The organism is Salinispora sp. H7-4 (assembly GCF_013416675.1).
GTDB classification, from domain to species: Bacteria; Actinomycetota; Actinomycetes; order Mycobacteriales; family Micromonosporaceae; genus Micromonospora; species Micromonospora vitiensis.
On sequence record NZ_JABZED010000007.1, the window covers coordinates 425,169 to 449,694 of the forward strand.

Annotated in this window: 22 protein-coding genes; 7 read left to right on the plus strand and 15 right to left on the minus strand. The window is 71.1% G+C overall.

Annotated features, from left to right (window positions below; translation table 11 throughout):
- Positions 1 to 23 precede the first annotated feature (23 nt).
- The 8 genes from ahcY to H0524_RS09875 all read right to left on the minus strand — a co-directional run bounded on the left by ahcY (position 24) and on the right by H0524_RS09875 (position 9,410).
- Positions 24 to 1,514 carry an adenosylhomocysteinase gene (ahcY, locus tag H0524_RS09840; RefSeq protein ID WP_180198348.1) on the minus strand — a complete coding sequence of 497 codons (1,491 nt, stop codon included), beginning with the start codon at positions 1,512 to 1,514 and terminating at the stop codon, positions 24 to 26.
- 273 nt (positions 1,515 to 1,787) lie between these two features.
- A complete protein-coding gene (manA, locus tag H0524_RS09845) occupies positions 1,788 to 2,951 on the minus strand; it encodes a mannose-6-phosphate isomerase, class I (RefSeq protein ID WP_180198349.1) in 1,164 nt (387 codons plus the stop codon).
- A gap of 3 nt (positions 2,952 to 2,954) precedes the next feature.
- Positions 2,955 to 3,926 (minus strand): cation diffusion facilitator family transporter, encoded by a 972-nt coding sequence (locus H0524_RS09850; RefSeq protein WP_180198350.1) that lies wholly within the window; start codon positions 3,924 to 3,926, stop codon positions 2,955 to 2,957.
- A 43-nt stretch (positions 3,927 to 3,969) separates the two neighbouring features.
- A complete protein-coding gene (locus H0524_RS09855; RefSeq protein WP_180198351.1) occupies positions 3,970 to 5,166 on the minus strand; it encodes an SIS domain-containing protein in 1,197 nt (398 codons plus the stop codon).
- Positions 5,163 to 5,348, minus strand: coding sequence for a Trm112 family protein (locus tag H0524_RS09860; RefSeq protein ID WP_018218673.1), 186 nt, complete (start codon positions 5,346 to 5,348; stop codon positions 5,163 to 5,165). The genes H0524_RS09855 and H0524_RS09860 overlap by 4 nt, the downstream gene beginning before the upstream one ends.
- Positions 5,349 to 5,407: 59 nt before the next feature.
- A complete protein-coding gene (locus tag H0524_RS09865; RefSeq protein ID WP_180198352.1) occupies positions 5,408 to 6,793 on the minus strand; it encodes a phosphomannomutase/phosphoglucomutase in 1,386 nt (461 codons plus the stop codon).
- A gap of 96 nt (positions 6,794 to 6,889) precedes the next feature.
- Positions 6,890 to 7,792, minus strand: coding sequence for a hypothetical protein (locus H0524_RS09870; RefSeq protein WP_180198353.1), 903 nt, complete (start codon positions 7,790 to 7,792; stop codon positions 6,890 to 6,892).
- 178 nt (positions 7,793 to 7,970) lie between these two features.
- A complete protein-coding gene (locus tag H0524_RS09875; protein ID WP_180198354.1) occupies positions 7,971 to 9,410 on the minus strand; it encodes an aldehyde dehydrogenase family protein in 1,440 nt (479 codons plus the stop codon).
- Between the two features lie 75 nt (positions 9,411 to 9,485).
- Between H0524_RS09875 and H0524_RS09880 the strand changes: the two genes are divergently transcribed.
- From H0524_RS09880 to H0524_RS09890, 3 genes are read left to right on the plus strand one after another with little or no spacing between them, the layout of a single operon-like run.
- Positions 9,486 to 10,766 carry a GAF domain-containing protein gene (locus H0524_RS09880; RefSeq protein WP_180198355.1) on the plus strand — a complete coding sequence of 427 codons (1,281 nt, stop codon included), beginning with the start codon at positions 9,486 to 9,488 and terminating at the stop codon, positions 10,764 to 10,766.
- A gap of 41 nt (positions 10,767 to 10,807) precedes the next feature.
- The gene (locus H0524_RS09885) at positions 10,808 to 12,313 is read left to right on the plus strand and encodes an aldehyde dehydrogenase family protein (protein ID WP_180198356.1); all 1,506 of its coding nucleotides are present in this window, start codon (positions 10,808 to 10,810) and stop codon (positions 12,311 to 12,313) included.
- The gene (locus H0524_RS09890) at positions 12,313 to 12,696 is read left to right on the plus strand and encodes a DUF779 domain-containing protein (protein WP_180198357.1); all 384 of its coding nucleotides are present in this window, start codon (positions 12,313 to 12,315) and stop codon (positions 12,694 to 12,696) included. Before H0524_RS09885 ends, H0524_RS09890 begins: the two co-directional genes overlap by 1 nt.
- Positions 12,697 to 12,766: 70 nt before the next feature.
- Here the strand turns inward: H0524_RS09890 and H0524_RS09895 are convergent, their stop codons facing one another.
- Positions 12,767 to 13,138 (minus strand): DUF3499 domain-containing protein, encoded by a 372-nt coding sequence (locus tag H0524_RS09895; protein ID WP_026322755.1) that lies wholly within the window; start codon positions 13,136 to 13,138, stop codon positions 12,767 to 12,769.
- 151 nt (positions 13,139 to 13,289) lie between these two features.
- Here H0524_RS09895 and H0524_RS09900 point away from each other — a divergent pair, with 151 nt between their 5' ends.
- The gene (locus H0524_RS09900; RefSeq protein ID WP_018727238.1) at positions 13,290 to 13,739 is read left to right on the plus strand and encodes a metallopeptidase family protein; all 450 of its coding nucleotides are present in this window, start codon (positions 13,290 to 13,292) and stop codon (positions 13,737 to 13,739) included.
- 118 nt (positions 13,740 to 13,857) lie between these two features.
- Here H0524_RS09900 and H0524_RS09905 read toward each other — a convergent pair whose 3' ends face one another.
- From H0524_RS09905 to H0524_RS09915, 3 genes are all read right to left on the minus strand, one after another.
- Positions 13,858 to 14,115 carry a WhiB family transcriptional regulator gene (locus H0524_RS09905; protein ID WP_018218664.1) on the minus strand — a complete coding sequence of 86 codons (258 nt, stop codon included), beginning with the start codon at positions 14,113 to 14,115 and terminating at the stop codon, positions 13,858 to 13,860.
- A gap of 625 nt (positions 14,116 to 14,740) precedes the next feature.
- On the minus strand, positions 14,741 to 17,251 hold the full coding sequence (locus tag H0524_RS09910; RefSeq protein ID WP_180198358.1) for a bifunctional FO biosynthesis protein CofGH: 2,511 nt from the start codon (positions 17,249 to 17,251) through the stop codon (positions 14,741 to 14,743).
- Positions 17,252 to 17,340: 89 nt separating this feature from the next.
- Positions 17,341 to 18,252, minus strand: a complete 912-nt coding sequence (locus H0524_RS09915; protein ID WP_180198359.1) for a hypothetical protein — start codon at positions 18,250 to 18,252, stop codon at positions 17,341 to 17,343.
- A 99-nt stretch (positions 18,253 to 18,351) separates the two neighbouring features.
- Between H0524_RS09915 and cofD the strand changes: the two genes are divergently transcribed.
- Entirely contained in the window at positions 18,352 to 19,299 is a 948-nt protein-coding gene (cofD, locus tag H0524_RS09920) for a 2-phospho-L-lactate transferase (protein WP_180198360.1), read from the plus strand.
- Positions 19,296 to 20,384 carry a coenzyme F420-0:L-glutamate ligase gene (locus H0524_RS09925; protein ID WP_180198361.1) on the plus strand — a complete coding sequence of 363 codons (1,089 nt, stop codon included), beginning with the start codon at positions 19,296 to 19,298 and terminating at the stop codon, positions 20,382 to 20,384. Before cofD ends, H0524_RS09925 begins: the two co-directional genes overlap by 4 nt.
- 49 nt (positions 20,385 to 20,433) lie before the next feature.
- On the opposite strand, the gene H0524_RS09930 is transcribed toward H0524_RS09925, so the two are convergent.
- A complete protein-coding gene (locus H0524_RS09930) occupies positions 20,434 to 21,468 on the minus strand; it encodes a hypothetical protein (RefSeq protein WP_180198362.1) in 1,035 nt (344 codons plus the stop codon).
- A gap of 64 nt (positions 21,469 to 21,532) precedes the next feature.
- Between H0524_RS09930 and H0524_RS09935 the strand changes: the two genes are divergently transcribed.
- Positions 21,533 to 22,132 (plus strand): NUDIX hydrolase, encoded by a 600-nt coding sequence (locus tag H0524_RS09935; RefSeq protein WP_180198363.1) that lies wholly within the window; start codon positions 21,533 to 21,535, stop codon positions 22,130 to 22,132.
- Here H0524_RS09935 and H0524_RS09940 read toward each other — a convergent pair.
- Both H0524_RS09940 and H0524_RS09945 read right to left on the minus strand, forming a co-directional pair.
- Positions 22,101 to 23,198 carry a sugar phosphate nucleotidyltransferase gene (locus H0524_RS09940; RefSeq protein WP_180198364.1) on the minus strand — a complete coding sequence of 366 codons (1,098 nt, stop codon included), beginning with the start codon at positions 23,196 to 23,198 and terminating at the stop codon, positions 22,101 to 22,103. The genes H0524_RS09935 and H0524_RS09940 overlap by 32 nt on opposite strands.
- Before the next feature lie 55 nt (positions 23,199 to 23,253).
- On the minus strand, positions 23,254 to 24,399 hold the full coding sequence (locus tag H0524_RS09945) for a glycosyltransferase family 1 protein (RefSeq protein WP_026184987.1): 1,146 nt from the start codon (positions 24,397 to 24,399) through the stop codon (positions 23,254 to 23,256).
- Between the last annotated feature and the right edge of the window lie 127 nt (positions 24,400 to 24,526).

The window sequence follows — 24,526 nt, forward strand, 5'->3', positions numbered from 1 at the left end:
CCAACCGTGCAGGGCGTCGCGCCTCAGTAGCGGTAGTGGTCCGGCTTGAACGGACCCTCCTGCTGCACCCCGAGGTACGCCGCCTGCTCCTTCGTCAGCGTTGACAGCCGCGCACCCAGCGCGTCCAGGTGCAGCCGCGCGACCTTCTCGTCCAGGTGCTTCGGCAGCACGTACACGCCCGTCGGGTACTCGTCGGTCTTCGTGAACAGCTCGATCTGAGCGATCGTCTGGTCGGCGAAGCTGTTGGACATCACGAACGACGGGTGGCCGGTCGCGTTGCCCAGGTTCAGCAGCCGCCCCTCCGAGAGCACGATCACCGCGTGCCCGTCATCGAACCGCCACACATCCACCTGCGGCTTGATGTTCTCCCGCGTCACATCCGTCCGACGCGCCAGCCCCGCCATGTCGATCTCATTGTCGAAGTGCCCGATGTTACCGACGATCGCCTGGTGCTTCATCCGCGCCATGTGCTCGTTGGTAATCACATCGAAGCAACCGGTCGCCGTGATGAAGATATCGGCGGTCTCCACCACGTCTTCCACCGTGGCGACCTGGTAACCGTCCATCGCCGCCTGGAGCGCACAGATCGGGTCGATCTCGGCCACCACCACGCGGGCTCCCTGGCCACGCAGCGATTCCGCGCACCCCTTGCCCACGTCGCCGTAGCCGATGACCACCGCGACCTTGCCACCGATCAACACGTCGGTGGCGCGGTTGATCCCGTCGACCAACGAGTGCCGACACCCGTACCGGTTGTCGAACTTGCTCTTCGTGACCGCGTCATTAACATTGATCGCCGGGAACAGCAGCGAGCCCGCCCGGTGCATCTCATACAGGCGGTGTACGCCCGTGGTCGTCTCCTCCGTCACGCCACGGATGCCGCTCGCCAACCGGGTCCACTTTCCGCCGTCGCGCTCCAGCGACTGACGCAGCAGGTCAAGGAAGACCGTGAATTCTTCGCTGTCATCGGCGCCCGCAGCCGGCACCGCACCGGCCCGCTCGAACTCGACGCCCTTGTGCACCAGCATTGTGGCGTCGCCACCGTCGTCGAGGATCATGTTCAGACCCTCGTCACCCGGCCAGGTCAGCGCCTGCTCGGTGCACCACCAGTACTCCTCCAGCGACTCGCCCTTCCAGGCGAAGACCGGCACACCCGCCGGCGCCTCCGGGGAGCCCTCCGGACCCACCACCACCGCGGCAGCGGCGTGGTCCTGGGTGGAGAAGATGTTGCAGGACGCCCACCGGACCCGTGCCCCCAACACGACCAACGTCTCGATCAACACGGCCGTCTGCACCGTCATGTGCAGTGAACCCGAAATCCGCGCACCAGCCAACGGCCGCGACTGCCCAAACTCCTGCCGAAGCGCCATCAGCCCCGGCATCTCATGCTCCGCGAGCCGAATCTCCTTGCGCCCAAACTCAGCAAGCGACAGGTCCGCAACCTTGTAGTCACCGTCGGAGACGGTGGTGGGCTGGGACGTCCCGCTGGCGGACGCCGGAAGGGTGCTGGTCATGAAGTACTCCTGTCGACGATGTGCAGCGCGATAGACACCTTACGCGCGCGTACCGGCTGACCGCGCCCCTCCCCGGACAGCGCACGGGGCGGCCGGCACCGGGGCGAACGCTCCGCCCCTGGTCCGACCGCCCCGCACATCCCCCCGGTTTGGTTCCCCACACGCCCCCGCGACCGTCGTCGCGACAACGCTGCACCCAAAGAGTCACACCACTATCCCGGCAAGTCAAGCCATTCCGGAAAAATCGGACTTGCGAGTTGCGGGGGATGCGACTCAGCGCAGCCCAGAGCTCGCCACGTACGCCTCACCCGTACCCACGATCCGCAGCGCGCCGGCGGCAGCCGGGCTCACCGCGGCCTGCCCCGGCCCCAACTCCACCGGCCCGGCACCGTCGTCCACGGTGAGGGCGCCGGCGCTGCAGAGCACCACCCGCGGCCCGACCAGCGGCACCGTCACCTCCGGCCGATCCGAGCCCACCTGGACCTGATGCAACGCGAAGTCGTCCACCGGCACCGGCCAGCAGACCAGACCCGGCGCGACCGGCACCGCCCGCACCACCGGATCGTCCAACACCTCGAACCGCAGCACCCGCAACAGTTCGTCGACGTCGATCCGCTTCGGCGTCAACCCCCCGCGCAGCACGTTGTCGCTCGCCGCCATGATCTCCACGCCGGTTCCGCGCAGGTACGCGTGCAGGTTCCCGGCCGGCATCCAGATCGCCTCCCCCGGCGCGATCCGCACCCAGTTGAGCAGCAGCGCCACCAGCACACCGGGATCGCCCGGGTAGCTGTCGGCGAGCGACCGGGCCAGCCGCGCGTCCGGAGTGTCCAACGCCGCCGCCGCCACCGCCGCCACCAACCCCGCACGCTGATCGGCGGGGAAGGTCAGCAGGAGACGTACCGCGTCGGCGAGGCCCGCCGCGCCCGTCCGCAGGGCGGCCACCACCGGCTCCAGCGACGGTACGCCGAAGGCGGCGAGCACCTCCGCGGACTCCGCCGGAGCACGGAACCCGCAGAGCGCCTCCATCGGCGTCAGCGCCACCAGCAGCTCCGGCTTGTGAAACGGATCAACGTAGTTGCGCTGCCCCGCCTCCCGCGCCGCATCAGCGGCGTGGCCGGCGCGGGCCTGCTCCGGATCGGGGTGGGCCTGAAGACTGAGCGGCGCGTCGGCGGCGAGAACCTTGAGCAGGAACGGCAGCCGAACGCCGAACCGATCAACGACCTGCTGGCCCAGCCAGTGCCCCGGCTCGGCCGACAACAACTCGACCAGACTGACCCGGGCCCCGTCCCGGTCCACGCTGGCCGGTGCACCCGGATGCGCGCCCAACCACAGCTCCGCCTCCGGCTCCGGACTCGGCGTAGGTCGCCCCTGAAGGGTGGCGATCGCCGAGCGAGAGCCCCAGGCGTAGTTTCGGATCGGCCCGTACAACAATTCCATGGGTCAACCCCCAGACAGCCCGGCGTTCTCGCCGGGTTCACTTACGGTCCGCTCAGCACCAGACGCGACAAAGACGTCCGGCTCCAGATAGATCACGCGAGCAATCGGCACGGCGGCGCGGACCCTTGCCTCCACCGCGTTGATATCCCGGGCCAGCTCCTCGGCGCTGCCAACCGCGGTAACGGCGATCTTCGCCGCCACCATGAGCTCCTCGGGGCCGAGGTAGAGCGTCTTCATGTGAATGATTCGCTCCACCTCGCCACCGGAGGTCATCGCCTGCTCGATTGCCTGGATCTCATGCTCCTCGGCGCCCTCACCGAGGAGCAGGCTCTTGGTCTCGATGGCGAGGATGACCGCGATCACCACCAACAGGACACCGATCATCGCGGTACCGGCGGCGTCCCACCGGCCATCGTTGGTGACCAGGGTCATGCCGACCCCGAAGAGCGCGAAGATCAAGCCGACCAGCGCACCCAGGTCCTCCAGGAGCACCACCGGCAGCTCGGGAGCCTTGGCCCGCCGGACGAACCGCACCCAGGACTGCTTTCCCCGGACGCGATTCGACTCCTGGATCGCGGTCCGAAAAGAGAATGTCTCCATCACGATGGCGCTCACCAGAACCACGACCGGCACCCACTGCCAGCTTTCGATACCCTCCGGGTGCGACCACTTGTGGTACGCCTCGTACAGTGCGAAGAGGCCACCGACGCTGAACAGCACGATGGCCACGATGAACGCGTAGATGTAGCGTTCCCGGCCGTACCCGAACGGGTGCTGTGGGGTGGCGGCGCGCTTCGCCCGCCGCCCGCCGAGCAGCAGCAGGCCCTGATTGCCGGCGTCTGCGACCGAGTGGATCGATTCGGCCAACATCGACGACGAGCCGGTCAGTAAGAATGCGACGAACTTTGTTACCGCGATACCCGTGTTGGCCAACAGGGCGGCGATGATTGCCCGTGTCCCACCACCGGCGCTCACGTCCCGGCCCCGCTTCGCTGGGTCGCGGCGGCCCTACCTGCGCTCACTGATTGGCCAACTCCTTCATCTCGGTGACCGCGGGAACGGCCATCGGATCCAGGCCATGCGCCAGCGCAAGATAGATCGAGGCGAAGTCCGGCACCGCCACCAGCGAGGCGAGCCGCTCCAGCGCCGAGCCGCCTTCGGCGGTGACCACGTCAACGCGCACCCCCCGCCGCTCGGCGAGGGTCTGGACCGCGTCGGCACGCCGCTCCTCAACCGCAAGCGGCTCGTCGGCGTCGTCCTCCGGGTTGAGGCCGCCGTCACGCAGCAGCACCAGCCGCAGTCGAGTCCCCACCGTCGCCGTGAGGTCAGGATCGGCGAAGATGTCCCGCTCCCCCTCAGCCAACCCGCCGAAGACCCCGTCGAGCAGGCCGACCCGGCCGCGCCCGGCCTCGCCGAGCGCCCCGGAGACAACCGGGTACCGGGCATTCGCCGAGAGCGTGTCGCCGAAGCGGCGGGCCGCGACGGTGGCCAGTGGGGACGACCCCCAGACGATCGGAATCGAGCCGGCCAGACCCAGCGCGAGGGACTTGGCCGGATTGACGAAGGACTCAGCGGACGACCGACACCGGTCAGCCTCAGCGTCCAGGCGGGCCGCGGTCTCCGCCAGATCCGCCTCGTTGACCTTGACCAGACCGAGCATCCGGGCGGCCAGCAGCACCGGCACGGTCAGCGCCCAGAGACTCGCTCGCGCCGGGGCCCGTCGGGGTACCGGGATGAACGGCGCTCGGGCCCGCTCCGCGACCGACTGTAGCCGGGAATCCGGGGCACCGACCGCGACCAGGCGGGCGCCCCGCCGGTGGGCCGCCTCGGCCGCCCCAAGCGCCTCCGGGCTACGGCCAGAGGCGCTGACCGCGATCACCACGTCGGCGGCGCCCACCCAGCCGGGCACGCCGGCACTGCGATGTGGGATCACCGGCACCGGGCAGCGCGGCCCGGCGACCGTCGCCAGCACGTCACCAGTACGCCCGGCCGTGCCGATTCCCGCGATAACCACCGCGCGCGGACGGCCCTCGTCGGCCAACACCGACAGGTTGGCCTCGGCGGCGAGGGCGGCCGACTCGCGGACCTGCGCCCCGCCGGACGCGATGTGCCGCAGCATCCCACCGGGGTCCCGCTCGATGAGCGCGGCCAGATCGTCCAGCCGGGCCTCGTCGACGTCCTGGTGGCCGCTGACGCCAGCCGTACCGTCGATCACGACCGCTCCGCCGGGCCGCCGCGCGCCTCATCAAGTAGGAGTACCGGCACATCGTCGCGGACCTCGAAGATCCGGCCGCACTCGGTACAGGTGAGCGTCTGCGCGTCGGCGTCATAGTCGAGTGGGGCGTGATGTGTGTCCGGGCAGGCGAGAATCTCCAGCAACTGCGGATCTAGGGCCACGGCGCGGCTCCTTCCACCTCTGGGTTACCGGTCGGTGGCGCCGACCGGCGCACGGGATCTTATCGGCGAACCCGGTCGAGCACCGCATCGCGGAGCGAGGCCATGCGTTCCCGGGTCGGGGCTTCGACGTTGAGTCGCAGCAACGGTTCAGTGTTGGAGGCCCGTAGGTTGAACCAGGCGCGGTCGGCGAAACGCAGGGTGAGGCCGTCGGTCTCGTCAACCTCCGCGTCCGGGTACGCGGCCCGCACCTCGGCCACCCGCGCCGCCTGGTCCTCGACGGTCGAGTTGATCTCGCCGGAGGCGACGTACCGCTCGTACTCTCCGGCCAGCACCGACAACGGCAACGACTGCTCGCCCAGCGCTGCCAGGGTGTGCATCGCGGCGAGCATCCCGGTGTCGGCGAACCAGAAGTCCCGGAAGTAGTAGTGCGCGGAGTGCTCGCCGCCGAAGACGGCGTTGGTCCGGGCCATCTCGGCCTTGATGAACGAGTGCCCGACCCGGGACCGGACCGGTTGCCCACCGTTCTCCCGGATGATCTCCGGTACGGCAGCCGAGGTGATCAGGTTGTGGATCACCGTCGAGCCGGGGTGCTTGGCCAGTTCCCGCGCGGCGACCAGCGCGGTGATCGCCGACGGCGACACCGGCTCCCCACGCTCGTCGACCACAAAGCAGCGGTCCGCGTCGCCGTCGAACGCCAGGCCGATATCCGCCCCGCCGGCCCGCACGGCCCGCTGCAGGTCAACCAGGTTCTTCGGGTCCAGCGGGTTCGCCTCGTGGTTGGGGAAGGCGCCGTCCAGCTCGAAGTAGAGCGGCACAATCTCGAGCGGCAACGCGGCCAGCGCGGCATCGCCGAGCACCGTCGGGACCGTGTAACCGCCCATGCCGTTACCGGCGTCCACCACGACCTTCAGCGGTCGAATCCGGGTCAGGTCAACCAGCTTGCGCAGGTACGCCGCGTAGTCCGCGAGTAGGTCGCGCTGCTGGACCGGCGCGCTCGCCCCACCCACCGGCGGGGCCGCACCCTCGTCCAGCAGCGCCTGGGCCCGCGCCCGGATCTCGGCCAGACCGCTGTCCTGCCCGATCGGACGCGCACCCGAGCGGCACATCTTGATGCCGTTGTACCCGGCCGGGTTGTGGCTCGCCGTGAACATCGCCCCCGGCAGGTCAAGCGATCCGGAGGCGTAGTACAGCATGTCGGTCGAGGCCAGGCCCAGCTCGATGACCCCCCGGCCGGCGGTCCGGACGCCGGTGGCGAAGGCCGCCGCGAGCCCGGGCCCACTGTCCCGCATGTCGTGCGCGATCAGCACCGCGTCACCGGGCTCCCCGCCAGCGTTGAGAACCTGGGCGAAGGCGGCGCCGAGCACCTCCGCGACCTGTTCGTCCCACTGGTGCGGCACCACCCCACGCACGTCGTAGGCCTTCACGATCTGGGACAGGTCAGTCACCGTGCTCCGCTCCTCGCGCTGGCGTCGTCAACGGCCTGAGCGTATCGGAGCACGGACGATCGCTCCGGCCCAGCCGAAGAGCTGACAGTACCCAGCTCAGTCCGGCAGCCGGGGGATGAACCGGGTGCGGTCGTCCGGTGCCGGCGCGCCCGGCCCGCGCTGGCCGGGAATTGGGGGCACCGGCGGGATGCCCGGCGGCTGACCGGGGCCGGCATACCCGTACCCGGCAGGGGGGTGGGTGCCGCCGGCGGGAACCGACCGGTCCTCCCGGAACCGCCGGACCAGCAGGATGATCAGGACGACGCCGACCGCGACCATGGCCAGGCCGGCGTAGAGGAAACCCGAACCGCCGGACGACCGCGCCGGTGCCGCGCTGTCCGCGTCACCCCCCGGATCGGTTACCGCGTCAACAGCCGTTGACGCCGCCGTAGTTGCGGCCGCCGTCGCCGCGACGGTCGGCACCGGCGTGGCGCTGGGCGTCGGAGCCGCGGCGGGGCTACCGCCGATCACCTTGGCGGCGTCGGAATCTCGACCGATTACCTGACCGTCCGGGCTGACGGCCTCACCGACGACGGTGAGCTGCCCGTCCACCGTGTCCGCCGCGAACGCCACCTCGTACCGCAGCTTGACGCGCTTGCCCCTGCAGAGCTGCGGGTTCTCTGGCGAGGCCGCGGCGGTGGCCACCCCGCCCCGACCGGCCGAGAGCTCCACCGGAAGCCACCTACCCCCGGCATTGACCTGCACCCGCACCTGATCCGGCCGGAGGCCCTCGAGGTAGAGGGTGAGCGCGGCCTGCAGCTGTACGCAGCCCTCGGTGCGCTTGCGCACCTCGACCACGACCTCCTCCGCCGAATCACCGGCCCTGAACTTCCCGGCCGCGCTGACCCGCACCGTGTCCTCGGCGGCCTGCGCGGGCGACACACCGAGCGCCAGCAGGGTGCCAGCACCCACGCAGACCGCCGCGAGCCGTGCCGTGGAGCGCCACACCGCCATGATCACCTCGCCGTTTCTCGCTGCCGGGATTCGCCGGTCAGGCTACTACCGCGAACAACCGACGCTTGGCCCGCCGGCGTCCCGTGCCGACGGGCCGACGGGCCGACGCGGGCCCGCCCGAGGGGCGGCGGCCTGTCGCGGCGGCGGCCCGACCAAGCCGGCGCAGACCTTGACCGGCGCAGACCTAACCGGCGATGTCGGTGAGGACCAGGACCCGGGGTTCGGTGTAGTCGTCCATCGCACTGCGAACCCCCTCCCGCCCGACGCCAGAGCCCTTCACCCCGCCGTACGGCATCTGGTCGGCCCGGAACGACGGCACGTCCCCGACGATCACCCCACCCACCTCCAGCACCTGCCCGGCCCGGAACGCGGTGTCCAGCCGGTGGGTGAAAACGCCCGCCTGCAACCCGTACGCCGAGTCGTTGACCGCGGCGAACGCGGCGTCGTCGGTGCTCGCCCGGGCGATCACCAACACCGGTCCGAACACCTCCTCCACACTGACCTTGGCGTCCCTCGGCACCCCGGACAGCACCGTGGGCGGGAACGCGGCCCCGACCCGGCGCCCACCGACCTCGACTGTGGCGCCCGCCGCGACCGCCTCGTCCACCCACTCCTCGACCCGGCGGGCGGCTGACTCCGAGACCAGCGGACCGACCTCGGTCAGCTCGGACGAGGGATCACCCGTGCGCAGCGCCCGCACCGCCGCGACCAGGCGGGGCAGGAATCCGTCGTAGAGCCACTCGTGCACGTAGACCCGCTGCACCGCGATGCAGGACTGGCCGGCCTGGTAGTTCGAGAACGTCGCGATCCGCTGCGCGGCGTGGGTCAGATCCTCCTCCGTGCTCCAGTCCTCGCAGATCACCACGGCCGCGTTGCCGCCCAGTTCCAGGGTGACGTGTTTCTCCGGTACCGAACGGCGGATAGCCGCGCCGACCGGGCCGGAGCCGGTGAACGACACCACCGGCAGCCGCGGGTCGGCGACGAGGCCGGCGGCCTGCTCGTTGGGGAGCGGCAGGACCGAGAACATCCCCTCCGGCAGGTCGGTCTCGGCCAGCAGCTCACCGAGAAGCAGCGCGGACAGCGGAGTGGCCGGTGCCGGTTTGACGATGATCGGTGCGCCGACCGCGATCGCCGGCGCGACCTTGTGCGCCACCAGGTTCAGCGGAAAATTGAACGGGGAGATCCCCAGCACGGGGCCCCGTGGTGCCCGCCGGACCAGAGCCAGCCGGCCGGCGGCGGCCGGGTCGGTGTCCAGACGTTGCAGCTCACCGGAGAAGCGCCGGGCCTCCTCGGCGGCCCACCGGAACGTCTCGACCGCCCGCCCCAGTTCGGCGCGCGCCCACTTCACCGGCTTGCCGTTCTCGGCGGTGATCAGTGCCGCCACCTCGTCGGCCCGCTCGGCGAGCCGCCGGGAGACATGCTCCAGAGCCGCCGCACGCCGGTAGGCGGGGAGGGCCGCGGCCGTCGGGGCCACCGCGGCTACCGCCGCGACGGCCGCCTCGACCTGATCACCGGTGGCGAAGGTGGTACGCGCGACAACACGGCCATCGTACGGATGGCGCACGATCAGCTCCTGCGCACCGTGGGCGGGGCGGGAGGCGACATGGAAGGCGATGGACTCCACATCTAGCAGCGTAGACGACACATCACTTGGCGATCCGGGGTGAGCTGGGTCACGATGGGCGCCAGGAGGTCGCCGATGGCTGACCCGTGGCTCGCCCTGGAAATCGGCGTCGATCCGGCGGAGCGGATCGCGCAGGTGGGTGCCGCCCACGCGGCCTTTCTCACCGGGGCGAGGCCGCAGCGGGTGCGGGAGGTGGTACGCCGGTCGTGGGAACGGTCGATGCCACTGGACCCGGAGGGCACCCCACCCGTTGACCTCGTTGACGACATGCTGGAGAGCTACCGGGCCGGGCACCCGCTGGCCCCGGTGCTGCCGATCTTCCGAGACCTGCTCGGTGGGATCGCCCAGGACGGCGCACACCTGATGGCGGTCTGCGACACCCACGGCCGGCTGCTCTGGGTGGAGGGGCACCCGGGGGTACTGCGCCGGGCCGAACAGATGAACTTCGTGCCCGGTGCCCGCTGGGACGAGACGCACGCGGGCACCAACGCACCCGGCACCGCTCTCGCCATGGACCACAGCGTGCAGATCTTCGCCACCGAACATTTCAGCCGCCGCGCCCAGCGCTGGACCTGTGCCGCCGCGCCGATCCATGATCCGGCCACCGGTCGAATGCTCGGGGCGGTCGACATCACCGGTGGTGATCACCTCGCCACTCCGCAGAGCCTGGCCCTGGTCCGGGCCACCGCCCGGGCCGCCGAGGCGTTCCTGGCCGGGATGACCCAGGTCGAGCCGGAGGTGGTGCAGGTGGCCGCGCTCGGCCGGGACGAGGCTCAGCTACGGGTCGGTGGCCGCCGGATCCGGCTGGGCCGGCGGCACAGCGAACTGCTGGTGTTACTGGTGGACCACCCGGAGGGGCGCACCGGGGAACAGCTCGCCCTCGACCTGTACGGCGAGGACCGGCTGCACCCGGTCACCCTCCGGGCCGAGCTGTCCCGGCTACGCCGCGTACTCGGCCCGGAGTTGCTCGACTCCCGCCCGTACCGACTGCGCTGCCGGGTACGGGCCGACTTCCGTACCGTCACCGACCGGCTGGAACGGGGCGACCCGGCGGGTGGGATCGACGCGTACGCCGGGAGCCTGTTGCCCGGCTCGGATGCGCCGGGAGTGGCCCGACTGCGCCGGCTGGTCGACGGACAACTCCGGGCCGCCGTGTTGGCGGCCGCGGATCCGGCACTGCTGGTCTCCTGGACCGCGACCCCCGCCGGCACGGACGACCTGACCGCCTGGGAGGCACTGGCGCGGGCGCTGCCGCCGGGCGCCCCGCGTCGGCCGCTCGCCCTGGCGCGGGCCCGCCAGCTCGCCCGGGAGTACGGCGTTCCGCGTGCAACGTCGCTGCAACGTCGAGAAACATAAGTTCGATGCCGTCCACTCCTCATCGACGGCGGAGGTACCCCATGACGCGTTACGACGCGCCCACCCACTGGCAGTCCCGCTACGACCACTTCATCGGTGGCGAGTACGTCAAGCCGCATGGCGGGCGGTACTTCGAGAACCCGACCCCGGTGACCGGGCAGCCCTTCTGCGAGGTGGCCCGGGGTACCGCCGAGGACGTGGAGCGAGCGCTCGACGCCGCGCACGGTGCCGCCGGGGCCTGGGGCCGTACCCCGGCCGCCGACCGCGCCCTGGTGCTCAACCGGGTCGCCGATCGGATGCAGGAGCACCTGCAGGCCCTGGCGATCGCGGAGACCTGGGAGAACGGCAAGCCGATCCGCGAGACACTCGCCGCAGACATCCCGCTCGCGATCGACCACTTCCGCTACTTCGCCGGCGTGATCCGGGCCCAGGAGGGTTCCCTCGCCGAAATCGACGATGACACCGTCGCATACCACTTCCACGAGCCGCTCGGTGTGGTCGGGCAGATCATCCCGTGGAACTTCCCACTGCTCATGGCGACCTGGAAGCTCGCCCCGGCACTCGCCGCCGGCAACGCGGTGGTACTCAAGCCCGCCGAGCAGACGCCCGCGTCGATCCACTATCTGCTTTCCCTGGTGGCTGACCTGTTGCCGCCGGGTGTGGTCAACGTGGTCAACGGTTTCGGGGTCGAGGCGGGCCGGCCGCTGGCCTCCTCGCCGCGGGTGGCCAAGGTGGCGTTCACCGGCGAGACCACGACCGGGCGGCTGATCATGCAGTACGCCAGTGAGAACATCAGGCCGGTCACCCTGGAGCTGGGCGGCAAGAGTCCGAACATCTTCTTCGACGACGTCAGCGCCGCGTCGGACGACTTCCGCGACAAGGCGCTCGAGGGTTTCACCATGTTCGCCCTGAACCAGGGCGAGGTCTGCACCTGCCCGTCGCGGGCGCTGATCCAGCAGGGCCACTACGCCGACTTCCTGGCGGCGGCCGTCGCGCGGACCCGGGAGATCAGGCCGGGGCACCCGTTGGACAGCGCGACCATGGTCGGCGCGCAGGCGTCCAACGACCAGCTCGAAAAGATTCTTTCCTATCTGGACATCGGCCGGCAGGAGGGCGCCCGGGTGCTGACCGGTGGCGCACGGGCGCAGCTGGACGGTGAGCTCTCCGGTGGGTACTACGTCGAGCCAACGATTTTCGAGGGCAGCAACTCGATGCGAATCTTCCAGGAGGAGATCTTCGGCCCGGTGGTGTCGGTGACCTCCTTCGCCGACCTCGACGACGCGGTGAAGATCGCCAACGACACCTTGTACGGGCTCGGCGCCGGCGTCTGGACCCGGGACATCAATACGGCGTACCGGGCGGGACGGGCTATCCAGGCTGGACGCGTCTGGACGAACTGCTACCACGCGTATCCCGCACACGCCGCGTTCGGCGGGTACAAGCAGTCCGGAATCGGCCGGGAGAACCACAAGATGATGCTGGACCACTACCAGCAGACCAAGAACCTGCTGGTCAGCTACGCCCCTAAGAAGTTGGGCTTCTTCTGATGAGCCACCTGGTAGCGGTGACCCCCGCAGCGGCCGAGCTGATCCGGTCGCTGCGGGGGCAGCACGGACCGTTGATGTTCCACCAGTCGGGTGGTTGCTGTGACGGCAGCGCGCCGATGTGCTACCCCGCCGGCGAGTTCCGCACCGGCTCGTCGGACATCCGGCTGGCCGCGCTGATGGTGGACGGCGTGCCAGAGCCAGTCGAGTTCTGGATCTCGCGCGCCCAGTGGGACCGCTGGCAGCACACGACGCTCACGATCGACGTCGTTCCCGGCCGTGGCAGCGGATTCTCCCTGGAGGCCCCGGAGGGCCTGCGCTTCCTCCTTCGCTCCACCCTTGCCCGCCGCACTAACGACCTACCGGACGAGCCACGTCAACCATGACAGACCGGGTGATGCTGCTGTCGAGCTGCTGGCCTGGTTCGCCATCCCCGCCGACCGCCGGCGGCGGCGGTCAGTGACTGGGGGGAATCACGCGGAGGTGACCGCGACGCCCGGTGGATGGCGCCGCGGCCCCCGGGTCGGTGCCGTCCTCCGGGGGGCGAGGGGCTACCGGGCGGGCTGCCTCGCGGACCGCCTCGGCGAGAGCGACCAGGTCGTCGGTCGTGGGCGGCGGCGGCTCGAACTCCCCCTCGTGCCGGACGACATCCCAGCCCCGTGGCGCGGTCAGACTGCGCGCGTGCGGCTCACAGAGGTCGTACGTGTGCGGCTCGGCGAAAGCAGCCAACGGCCCCACCACGGCGGTGGACTCGTGGTAGACATAGGTCAATGTGGCGACTGCTTGCCGGGGGCAGCCGTTTCGGGTGCAGCGCCGTGGTGACCTCACCGCGGCAGGGTATCTCCATTACCGGCTCCGGCGCACCGGTTCGCGACTCGACACGCCCGTCTTGGTGATCACATTTCAGCCATTCGGATCCGGCGCGCCAGTGCGCCCCGGCTGCCGTGGGACAGCACCGGCCGGAGACTACCCTGGGCGCATGGGAAGCCCGGAACACCGCCGCCCCGGCACCGGCCGACGCACCCGCCGCGACCGTCATGGACGTGGCCTGCGCGGTCGTCTGGTGCCGGCGACGGTGCCGCTGGCCCGAACAAAGGCCGAGGTCTTCGATGAACTGGTGCTGGACACGGTGGAGACCCTCGAACGGCGTTTCGCCAAGGAACTGGCCGGCGTCGAGTTCGCGGTGGAGGATGTGCCGCCGGAGCTGAATGTCTACGACTCGGACGTGCTCGAGGATGGCGCTGTGCCCCTCGCCCGCCTGTTGCCGGGGCGACCGGGCCGACAGGAGATGCCGCCACGGATCGTCCTCTACCGCCGGCCGCTCGAATTTCGGGCGATGGACCGTGAGGACCTGGCCGACCTGGTCCACGACGTGATCATCGAACAGGTGGCGAACCTACTCGGAGCCGACCCGGACGAGTTGGCCTGAGCCCGGCCGCGGTGGCTGGACCGCGCGTCGCGCATCGGCCCGCTCCCGCGACGCCTGCACGGTCGGGGCCACGGCGGCGGTCCGGGGCAGCCCCCACTACCCCGGATCCACCCTGTTGTCAGGCGGCACGCCGCTTGAGCCGGCGGCGCTCCCGCTCCGAGAGACCGCCCCAGATGCCGAACCGTTCGTCGTGACCGAGCGCGTATTCGAGGCACTCGGTCTTGACCTCGCAGCGCGAGCAGATCCGCTTTGCCTCACGGGTCGAGCCGCCCTTCTCGGGGAAGAACGCCTCCGGATCGGTCTGCGAGCAGAGTGCCCGCTCCTGCCACTCCGGCTCGTTTCCGAGCAGGTCGGCCGCCTCGAGCTGGCCGTCCATCCAATGCCTCCTTGTCGCGCACCGGCGTCGTCGCCGCTGCAACCCCCCACGCGAAAGGCGTGTTGTCCGTCCGGTACCGAAATGTAGTGTTTCGCGAACAAACCCCAGTCAAATTACACGCGTGTCATTCGTGCGCCGTCAAGCCAAACTTGATAATGGGGTTGCCCTCCAAACCTCACCCGGTCCGGCCCATCCGGTCTCCCGGCCTCGCAACCTGCCCTACCGATTCAGACCCCCGCCGGGTAACGCCCACCCCGGCGAGTTGCCGGAGTTTTCTCCGTGGCGCGGCACCGAACACCCGTCCAGCCAACCCACCGAACCGACACATTGATCTTGGTGCCGCCCAGGCTATCCCGCCACCACGATGCCCGCCGCCCAGGGTGACCGAGGGGTGCAACCACCATCCACATGGTGGACAGCCGATGAAGACGGGGATCTGGCCTGGCCGCCGGCCAGGCCACTGGAGTCTCGTCCAGGAAAGAGAAAACAGACTTTCGTCCATGAGGGAGGAATATCCCGGACGTCCGACATGGGCTCCCACCAAGTGGAACGGCGACCCTGCGGAAGACCCAGGCGGGCCACCGCCGGCCCCGGTTCCACGGCCGGCGGTGGGGAAGGTCCGGCGCTACCCGGCCCGGTGGCCGTACGCGGTTGTTCGCTTGCGCGCTGGCCGCCCGGCCGCTGCCGCAATCGCGATCAACTGTTCCTCGGTCCGGGCCGACCCGTTGCCGGAGCCCGCCATCCGGGAGATCGTCTCCTCCATCAGGGTCCCGCCCAGATCGTTGCAGCCGCCCCGGAGCAACTCGGCGCTCCCCTCGTCACCCAACTTCACCCACGAGCACTGGATGTTGTGGATCCGACCGTGCAACAGCAGCCGGGACATCGCATGTACCACCCGATTCTCCCGCCAGGTAGGCCCCGGACGGGCGATCCCCGCCAGATAGATCGGGGCGTTGGTGTGTACGAACGGCAGCGCGACAAACTCGGTGAAGCCACCCGTACGGTCCTGCGTATCGGCCAACACCCGGAAATGGGTAAGCCACTGCGCGGGATGGTCAACGTGCCCGTACATCATCGTGGAGCTGGACCGAATCCCCAGCTCGTGCGCGGTGGTGACCACCTCGACCCAGGCGGCCGTCGGCAGCTTGCCCTTGGTGAGAACCCAGCGCACCTCATCGTCGAGAATCTCGGCGGCGGTACCCGGGATGGTGTCCAGCCCGGCCTCCCGCAGCGCGGTCAGCCACTCCCGGATGGAGACGCCCGCCTTACCGGCCGCGGTAACGACCTCCATCGGGGAGAAGGCGTGCACATGCAGCCCCGGCACCCGGGTCTTGATCGCCCGCACCAGGTCGGCATAGGCCGTCACCGGCAGCTTCGGGTCGATACCCCCCTGAAGGCACACCTCGCTGGCTCCGGCCCGCCACGCCTGCTCGGCCCGGTCCGCGATCTGATCAACCGAGAGCCGGTACGCGTCAGCGTCCCGCTCACGCTGTGCGAAGGCACAGAAGCGGCAGCCCACGTAGCAGACATTGGTGAAGTTGATGTTGCGGTTGACCACGTAGGTGACCTCGTCGCCGACCGCGTCGTGGCGTACCTCGTCGGCGATTCGGCACAGCTGGTCCAACGCCGGGCCATCCGCCGCGAAGAGCGCCAGCGCCGCAGCGGTCTGCGCGGGCTCCAGCAGCGCCGCCGGATCGTCGGCGGCGAGGCGCAGACCGGCCCGCAGGTCGTGATCGCCTACCCCGACGGTCGCTCCGGCGCCCACCCGGTCGGCCACCATCGACCAGTCGCCGTAGACCTGATCGAAGTCGCCCCGCCGATCGGTGGTACGGCCGGTGGTGTCGATGGTGGTGTGCAGGTCCACCCGCCCGCCGTAGGCCTCGTCCGGCTCCTGCCACGGCCGCCCCGTCAGGCGGGCACCGGGCACCGCCAGCCCGGTCGCCGGGTCCGCCAGGGCCGCAACGTGCGGCAGCAGGCGCGGGTCGAGCCACGGGTCACCGGCGCGGATGTACTCCGGGTAGATCGTCAACCGCTCCTGCAGCGCGAATCCGGCCTGCTCGGTGCGGCGGGACAGCTCGTCGAGCTGCGGCCAGGGCCGCTCCGGGTTGACGTGGTCCGGGGTCAACGGCGAGACGCCGCCCCAGTCGTCGATGCCGGCGCGCAGCAGCAGATCGTACTCGCCCGCAATGAGGTTCGGTGGCGCCTGGAGGCGGGCCTGGGGACCGAGCAGCACCCGGGCCACCGCGACGGTGGCGGCGAGATCGTGCAGCTCCGCGTCGGGCATCCCACGCATCGCCGTGTCCGGCTTGGCCCGAAAGTTCTGCACGATCACCTCCTGGAGGTGGCCGTACTCCCGGTGGGACCGGCGAATCGCGAAGAGCGCCTCGACCCGCTCGGCCGGGGTCTCCCCGATCCCGATGAGGACACCGGTGGTGAAGGGCACATTCACCCGACCGGCGTCCGCCAGGACCCGCAGCCGAACGGCCGGCTCCTTGTCCGGCGAGCCGTAGTGCGGGCCTTTCGGGGAGGACCACAGCCGGGTGGCGGTGGTCTCCAACATCATGCCCATGCTCGGCGCGACCGGCTTGAGCCGCTGCAGTTCAGACCAGCTGAGCACCCCCGGGTTGAGGTGTGGCAGCAGGCCCGTCTCCTCCAGCACGGCCACCGCGCAGGAGCGCAGGTAGTCCAGGGTCGAGTCGTAGCCACGCTCGTCCAACCACTGGCGCGCCGCCGGCCAGCGTTCCTCCGGCCGGTCACCGAGGGTGAACAACGCCTCCTTGCAGCCGAGCTCCGCGCCCTGCCGGGCGATCGCCAGCACCTCGTCGCGGTCGAGGAACGCCGCCGGTAGCCGGTGCGGCACCGTGGCGAAGGTGCAGTAGTGACACCGATCCCGGCAGAGTCGGGTGAGCGGAATGAAGACCTTCTTCGAGTACGTCACCACCCCGGGCCGACCGGCCGCATGCAGCCCCGCGTCCCGGATCGCCGCGGCGACCCCCAGCAACTCGTCCAGCGCGGCGCCCCGGGCATTCAGCAGTGCCGTCGCCTCGTCGGCGTCCAGCGCCCGCCCAGACGCCGCTCGACGTAGGGCCCGCCGCACACTCGCCTCGGTGGGGGCCGGCTCCGTGCGATCAACCATCCGCTCAGCGTAGGCGCTCCACCCGCCTCCCCGCCCTGCCGGTTTGATCACTGCACCGCCCGGACCGCCGCGGGCCGGGGCCAACGTGGTCAGTCGGGGCTGTCGGACGGATTGATCCGCCGGGTGCGGTCCTCATCGGGTGACGGCGCCGGGGGCTCAACCGACTGGCGGGGAATGGCCTGGTTCGGCTCCGCCGACGGCGGCTGCCCGAACGGCGGGGACGTCCCGGCGTGCGGCGCAGCCGGCTGGCCGTAGACCACACCGGGCTGGGGCGGAGCGGGCTGGGGCGGAGCGGGCCAACCAGCGCCCTGACCCGGGCCGGACCAACCAGCACCCTGGCCGCCGCCGGGCCAACCACTTCCCTGGCCGGCGCCGGGCCAGCCAGGGCCCGGGCCCGGGCCCTGGCCCGGCCAACCAGCACCCTGGCCGGGCCAACCGGGCTGGCCGCCCGGCTGCCCACCGGGGGGCGGAGCCGGCCAGCCGGGCTGGGGAGCGCCGTAAACCCCGGGCTGGGGCTTGGGCTTGGGCACGTAGTAGAGCCGCCGCCAGATCCGATACACCATGAACCCGGCCACCAGCAGCAGCCCCAGCCCGGCCAGCTGGCTCAGGAAACCGAGGAACGCCTCGAGCAACACCGCCGAAACCAGCCGGTCAACGGACCAGATCAGGAAGGTCAGGGTGCCGAAGAACGCGCTGAAGGCGTACTGGCCCAACGCCACCTGGGTGATCAGCTTCGCCCGGGGAAGCACCGGGTGCAGGTGGGTCGCGAGCAGGACCGCCAGCAACGGTAGGACGATCACCTCGATGCTCGTGAACGTGATCGCCGCGCTGCCGGCCCGCCCGGCGGCGGAGGTGGCCGAGGTCAGGAGCCGAAGCAGGCCGACAAAGAGGAGGAGGGAATTCGCGCCGAGGAGCACGAGCGCCACCGGCTCACGCAACGGCTGGGTCAGTTGACGGGCCGGCGTCGGCTCGGTGGACGCCGGTTCGACAGGGCTGGTCACGGTATCCCCCTACGAGCGGAAGCGGACAACTGCCGACGTGAGCCTAGTCTCTTGGGTGGCCCAACGCCCGAAGGCCGCGGGTAGGCGAGGATGGACGGCATGCGCATCGTGGTTCTGACCGGAGGAATCGGCGGCGCCCGTTTCCTGCTCGGGGTGCGGGCTTACGCCCGGGCGATCGGCGCCGAGGTGACCGCCGTGGTCAACGTCGGCGACGACCTGTATCTACACGGTCTGAAGGTCTGCCCGGACCTGGACAGTGTCATGTACACGTTGGGTGGGGGCGCCGACCCGGAGCGTGGCTGGGGACGCGTCGCGGAGACTTGGACGGTGCGGAAGGAACTGGCCGCGTACGGGGCGGAGCCGGCCTGGTTCGGGTTGGGCGACCGAGATCTCGCCACCCACCTGGTCCGCACCACCAAGATCACGGCGGGCTACCCACTGCACCAGGTCACCGCCGCGCTGGCCACCCGCTGGGAGCCCGGCGTACACCTGCTACCGGCGACCGACGACCGCCTGGAGACCCACGCGGTGGTCGACCTCGACGGCGGCCAGCGGGCGCTCCACTTCCAGGAATGGTGGGTACGGCACCGGGCCGAGCTGCCCACGCACCGGTTCGTCTTCGTCGGCGCGGAGGACGCGAAGCCGGCGCCGGGAGTGACCGAGGCGATCGCCGCGGCGGACCTGGTGCTGATCGCGCCGAGCAACCCGGTGGTGAGCATCGCCCCGATCCTGGCCGTGCCCGGGGTGCGGGACGCCGTCGCGGCGGGTCCGGCCCCGGTGGTCGGCGTGTCCCCGATCATCGGCGCCGCGCCGGTCCGCGGGATGGCCGACCGATGCCTGGCCGTGCTCGGGGTCGAGTGCAGCGCCGCCGGGGTGGGTGGCCTCTATGGTGGACGGGCCGGCGGCGGTCTCCTCGACGGCTGGCTGGTGGCCGAGGAGGACGCGGCGACGGCGGTGCCGGGGGTGACGGTCCACGCGGCACCGTTGTGGATGACGGACGAGGTGGCGACCACGGCGATGGTCCAGGCCGCGGTGGGGTTGATGTGAACCTGGAGATCATGCCGGTACCCGGCATCGGCCACGTGTCCGAAGGCGACGACCTGGCCGCCATGATCGTCACGGCGGCGCCGTGGCTACGCGACGGCGACATCCTGGTGGTGACGAGCAAGGTCGTCTCGAAGGCGGAGGGCCGGCTGGTGGACGTCCCGGCCGACGGGCCGGAGCGGCTCGTGGCCCGCGCGGAGGTGCTGGCGGCGGAGACCGCGCGGGTGGTCGCCGCCCGTGGTGCGACCCGGATCGTCCAAACCCACCACGGCTTCGTGATGGCCGCCGCCGGTATCGACGCCTCCAACGTCGACAAGACCCGGCTGGTGCTGCTCCCGGTTGACCCGGACGCCTCCGCCCGGGCACTACGTGCCGCCCTCCGACACCGGTACGGCCTCGACGTGCCGGTCATCATCAGTGACACCATGGGTCGACCGTGGCGCAACGGGCTCACCGATGTCGCGCTCGGCGTCGCCGGCCTCGACGCCATCCACGACCACCGGGGTGAGGTCGACCCGTACGGCAACGAGTTGGAACTCACCCAGATGGCGGTGGTTGACGAACTGGCTGGCGCCGGCGAACTGGTCAAGGGCAAGTGCGACCAGGTGCCGGTCGCGGTCGTACGCGGCTACCCAGCCACCCCGCAGGCCGACGACGGCCTCGGGGCCAGGGCCCTGATCCGGGACTCGTCAATGGACCTGTTCTCGCTCGGCACTGCCGAGGCGCGGGCCACCGGGCTGGCCGAGGCCGCCACCCTGCCGAACCGCACCGGCGCGACGTCACCCGACCCGGCGGCGATCGACCGGGCGATCGCCACCGTCGGCACGACCGCAGCCCCCGGCACGGTCTTCACCCACGTCACCGACCCGGCGGCCCACGACCAGCTGGCCGGGACGATACCGGGCTGGCCGGTCACGGCGAACACCCTGCTCCTCGCCGCCCCGCCGACGCCGGTGGACCCGTTCGGGCTGGTCCGGTTCGGTGCGGACGTACACCGCCTGCGCGCCGCCCTCGCCGCCGAGGGCCTGCCGTCGACCCTGCTACCGCCCCCACCCGGGACCTCCGCCACCGCGGCCCTGGCGCTCTAGGGCAGGTGGCATCGGGTCGCGGGGCGCCTGCCCGCGACCCGGCCGGGGGTCAGCCCACCCAGAGGGCGACCCGATGGTCCTCGTCCGTGACGTAATACCGGCTCCCGTCGAGCTCGGCAAGCCCTTCGACGTGGTGAAACGGCGCGAGGTCGGCGACCAACTCACCGGTGATCCGGTGCCCCTGACCCGGAAGCCGGAAGCGGACGTGTCGGGAGGTCACCTCCCCACCGGCCGGGTGGTCGGCCAGCAGCACCGAGCCCTTCCCGAGCGCGTCGATCGAACCGATCACCGCCGCGTAGCCGCCGTCCGCGGTGGGCGCCATCGCCCGGAAGCCGGCCAGCGCGCCAGGCGGGGTCACCCCGGTCAGCACGTATCCGCCCAACGCCTCCGGCCAGGTCGGACTGGGCGCGAAGAGCCGGGGTACGCCGGCCAACTCGACCAGGATCGGGTCGCCGTCGGCGGTGACCGGGAACCGGAGCCCGAGCAGCGCCGTGCCGGCCGGGGTGAAGGCGACCGCCTCCACGTTCAGCGGCAGGTCGTCGGCGCTCAGCCGCTCGACCCAGCCCTTGGACCGGGCGGTCCCCCGCGCCACGGTGGCGCCGATGAACCGGGAACGGACCTGGTCTCCTGGCGGCAGCGACGCGAACGGGGCCTTGCGCAGGGCGTCGTTCACCACCCGGTGCAGCCGGAACCGGTTGCGTACCACCTGCACCGGCAGCAGGCCGCAGGCGGCGTCCTGCTCCCGGAACCGGGCCACAAACGCCCGCCGCGGACGCAGCGGGCCGGCCTTCGACCCGAAGTGTGACCCGAAGACGTACACCCAGCCGTCGTGGTGGGCCAACGCCTCACCGTCCTCGGTCCGGCCGTTCTCAGCTCCGGCGTCGGCGATCACGTGCTGGGCCGTCCAGGTGCCGTCGGCAAGCTCCAGGAGCAGCGCGAGGCACCGCTCGACCGGGCCCTCGTCCAGCACCGTCCAGAACCCACGCCGGGCACCGTGGGCCCGCAGCAGCACCGGCGAACGCACCGGGAGTAGATCACTGGCCTCGTTGTCGCCCACCACGAATTCCAGGAGTCGCAGAGTCACCGGCCAAGCGTACGAACACCGCACCCGTAGGGTTGCGGGCGCACCCGAAACGTCAGGAGGCCCCTTGTCAACGCCGGATCTCCCAGCCGACGCGCCGCCCAATCCCGCCCTGCACGCCGACGCTCTCACCGTGCTGCGTGGCTGGACACCCACCTCGGTGCCCGCCGCCGAAGCCCGAGACCGAACGCTGGACCTCCTCGCCGCCGGGCCGGAAGCGATGAGTCGGACGCACCGGGCCGGCCACGTCACCGCCAGCGCGCTGGTGCTCGACGCCACCGGTTCCCGGGTGCTGCTCTGCCTGCACGGCAAGTTCCACCGGTGGGTGCAGCTCGGCGGGCACTGCGAGCCCGCCGATTCGACACTGGCCGGGGCGGCGCTGCGGGAGGCCACCGAGGAGTCCGGCGTGACCGGCCTGCGGATCGATCCGGTACCGATCGACGTGGACATCCATCCGGTCGCCTGCCAGGGCGGGTCATTCCACTACGACGTACGCTTCGCCGTCCTCGCCCCGCCAGGCGCGCAGGCCCAGGTCAGCGAGGAGTCCGAGGAGTTGGGCTGGTTCCCGCCACACCAGCTTCCGACTCCGTTGGCCGGCGGGACCGCCCAGCTGATCACGCCGGCCCTGGCGACGCTCAGACGAGCCCCGCTTCACCCCGCTCCTTGAGCTCGTCAACGAGTTGTTTCACATCCTGGGCGCGGTCACGCGGGCAGACCAGCACCGCGTCCGGGGTGTCGACCACGATCAGATCATGCACCCCGACCGTCGCGACGAGCCGTCCCGAGTGCGGGACAACCACCAGGTTCGTGCTGTCCCGCAACAGGACACCGGACTTCGCCTCCCCGCCCAGGACCATATTGCCGGCCGCATCCGCCGGCAGGACCTCGCCGAGGGTGTGGAAGTCGCCGACGTCGTTCCAGCCGAAGTCGCCGGGGACGGTCGCCACCCGGCCCGCGGTCGCCGCCCCCTCCATCACCGCGTAGTCAACCGAGATCTTCGGCAGCGTCGGCCAGACCGTGCCGAGCACCTCGTCCTGCTTCTCGGTGCCCCAGGCGGCGGCGATCTCGAGAACACCCGCATGCAGTGCCGGCTGCTGTCGGGCCAACTCGGCGAGGAAGACATCCACCCGCCACACGAACATGCTGGCGTTCCAGAGGTGCCGCCCAGATCGGAGGTACGCCTCCGCCACCTCGGCGTCCGGCTTCTCCTTGAACTCGACCACCGGGCGCAGCGATCCGGCCCCGGTCGGCTCCCCGGTTTCCAGGTAGCCGTAGCCGGTCTCCGCCCAGGCCGGGGTGATCCCCACGGTCATCAGCAGCCCCTGCTCGGCACCCTGGGCGGCCTGGCGAACAGTCTCCCGCCACCCGGCCGGGTCACCGATCAGATGGTCCGCCGCGAACGAGCCCATCACCGCGGTCGGCTCCTGCCGGGCGATCACGGCGGCGGCCAGTGCGATCGCCGCGCACGAGTCCCGCGGCGACGGCTCGACCAGGATGTTCTGCTCCGGCATCCCGGCCAGTTGGCGGGCCACCGCGGTGGCGTGTGCCAGGCCGGTGACCACGAAGGTGTGTTCCGGCGTCGCCAGCGGACCGAGCCGCTCCACAGTCGCCTGCAACAGCGACACAGCGGACCCGGTGAGCGGGTGAAGAAACTTTGGATGCCCGGCGCGGGACAACGGCCACAGCCTGGTGCCGCTGCCACCCGCCGGGATGACGGCGTAGATCACCCGCACATTCTCCCTGAACCGATCGACTGAGGCCGCGGGGTCAGCCGAACCGGCGCCCCGTTCACGCCCGGGCCCGCGACCAGGCGGCGAGGTGCACCTCGGCGCTGGACTGCCAGGTGAACTCCTTGGCCCGGTCGAAACCGGCCTGGGCCAGCGCCAGCCGGCGGTGCTCGTCGTCCAGCAACGCGACGAGGTCGGCGGCGATCTGATCCGGTGCCTCGCTGGTGTAGGCGACCGCCTCGCCGCCCACCTCGGGTAGGGAGAGCCGGGGCGTCGTCAGCACCGGGGCGGCACAGGCCATCGCCTCCAGGATCGGCAGGCCGAACCCCTCGCCGTACGACGGGTAGGCGGAGACCAATGCCCCACCGAGGAAACCTGGCAGGTCGGCGTAGCGCAGGTAGCCGGGGCGGAGCAGGCGCAGGTGTGACGGCACCTCGGCGACCGCACGATCGATCTCGTCGTCGTGTCCCTGCCCCCCGGCGACCACCAGAGCCGGCGGCTGGTGCCGGTCCGCCACGGCCCGCGCCCAGCCCCGAATCAGGTTGGGGACGTTCTTGCGGGGCTCCTTGGCGCCGAGGAACGCGATGTAGCTCTGGCTGCCGAGCCCCAGCCGAGCCCGGACCCGGGCCTTCTCCTCGGCGCTCGGGGCGTGGAACGCAGCATGATCAACACCGTGGTACGCGACGTCGATCCGGGTCGGGTCGGCGTCCAACAGCCGGATCAGCTCGTCCCGGGTGGCTTTGCTGGGCACGATCACCCGATCGGCACGGCGCAGCGACGTCCGGATCGCGCTGCGGAAGAAGGTGCGACGTGACTTGTCGTAATGCTCCGGCTCGGTGAAGAAGGTGGCGTCATGCACGGTCACCGTGACCGGGCAGCCCGCTCGCAGCGGGCAGGTGTAGAAGGGCGAATGCAGCACCTGGGCGCCGACCTGCTGGGCGAGCAGCGGCAGACCGGTCTGCTCCCAGGCAAGCCGCGCGGGCCGGTGCGCCACCGCGGCCGGGGCGGGGATGACCTCCGCCCCGGGCAGCATCCGGGAGTAGCGCTCGAGGTCCGTCCGAAGGCTGACCACGACCAGGTCGACGCTGGTGCCGCAGACCTTCCCGAGCGCACCGAGCAGGCCATCAACGTATCTACCGACGCCGCCACGATCGGCGGGAACACTCGTGGCGTCAATGAGCACACGGGGCGGGCTGCCGGCGGTCAAGGGGCGACTCCTTGCACTCGGGGGTGTGCGGTACCACACTTTCGCCGTAAGCCTACGCCGCGCCCCCGCCCCGGCGGGGACTGCGACCCGGCGCCGCACCAAGTCGTCGTCGCCTCGGCTCCGGGCG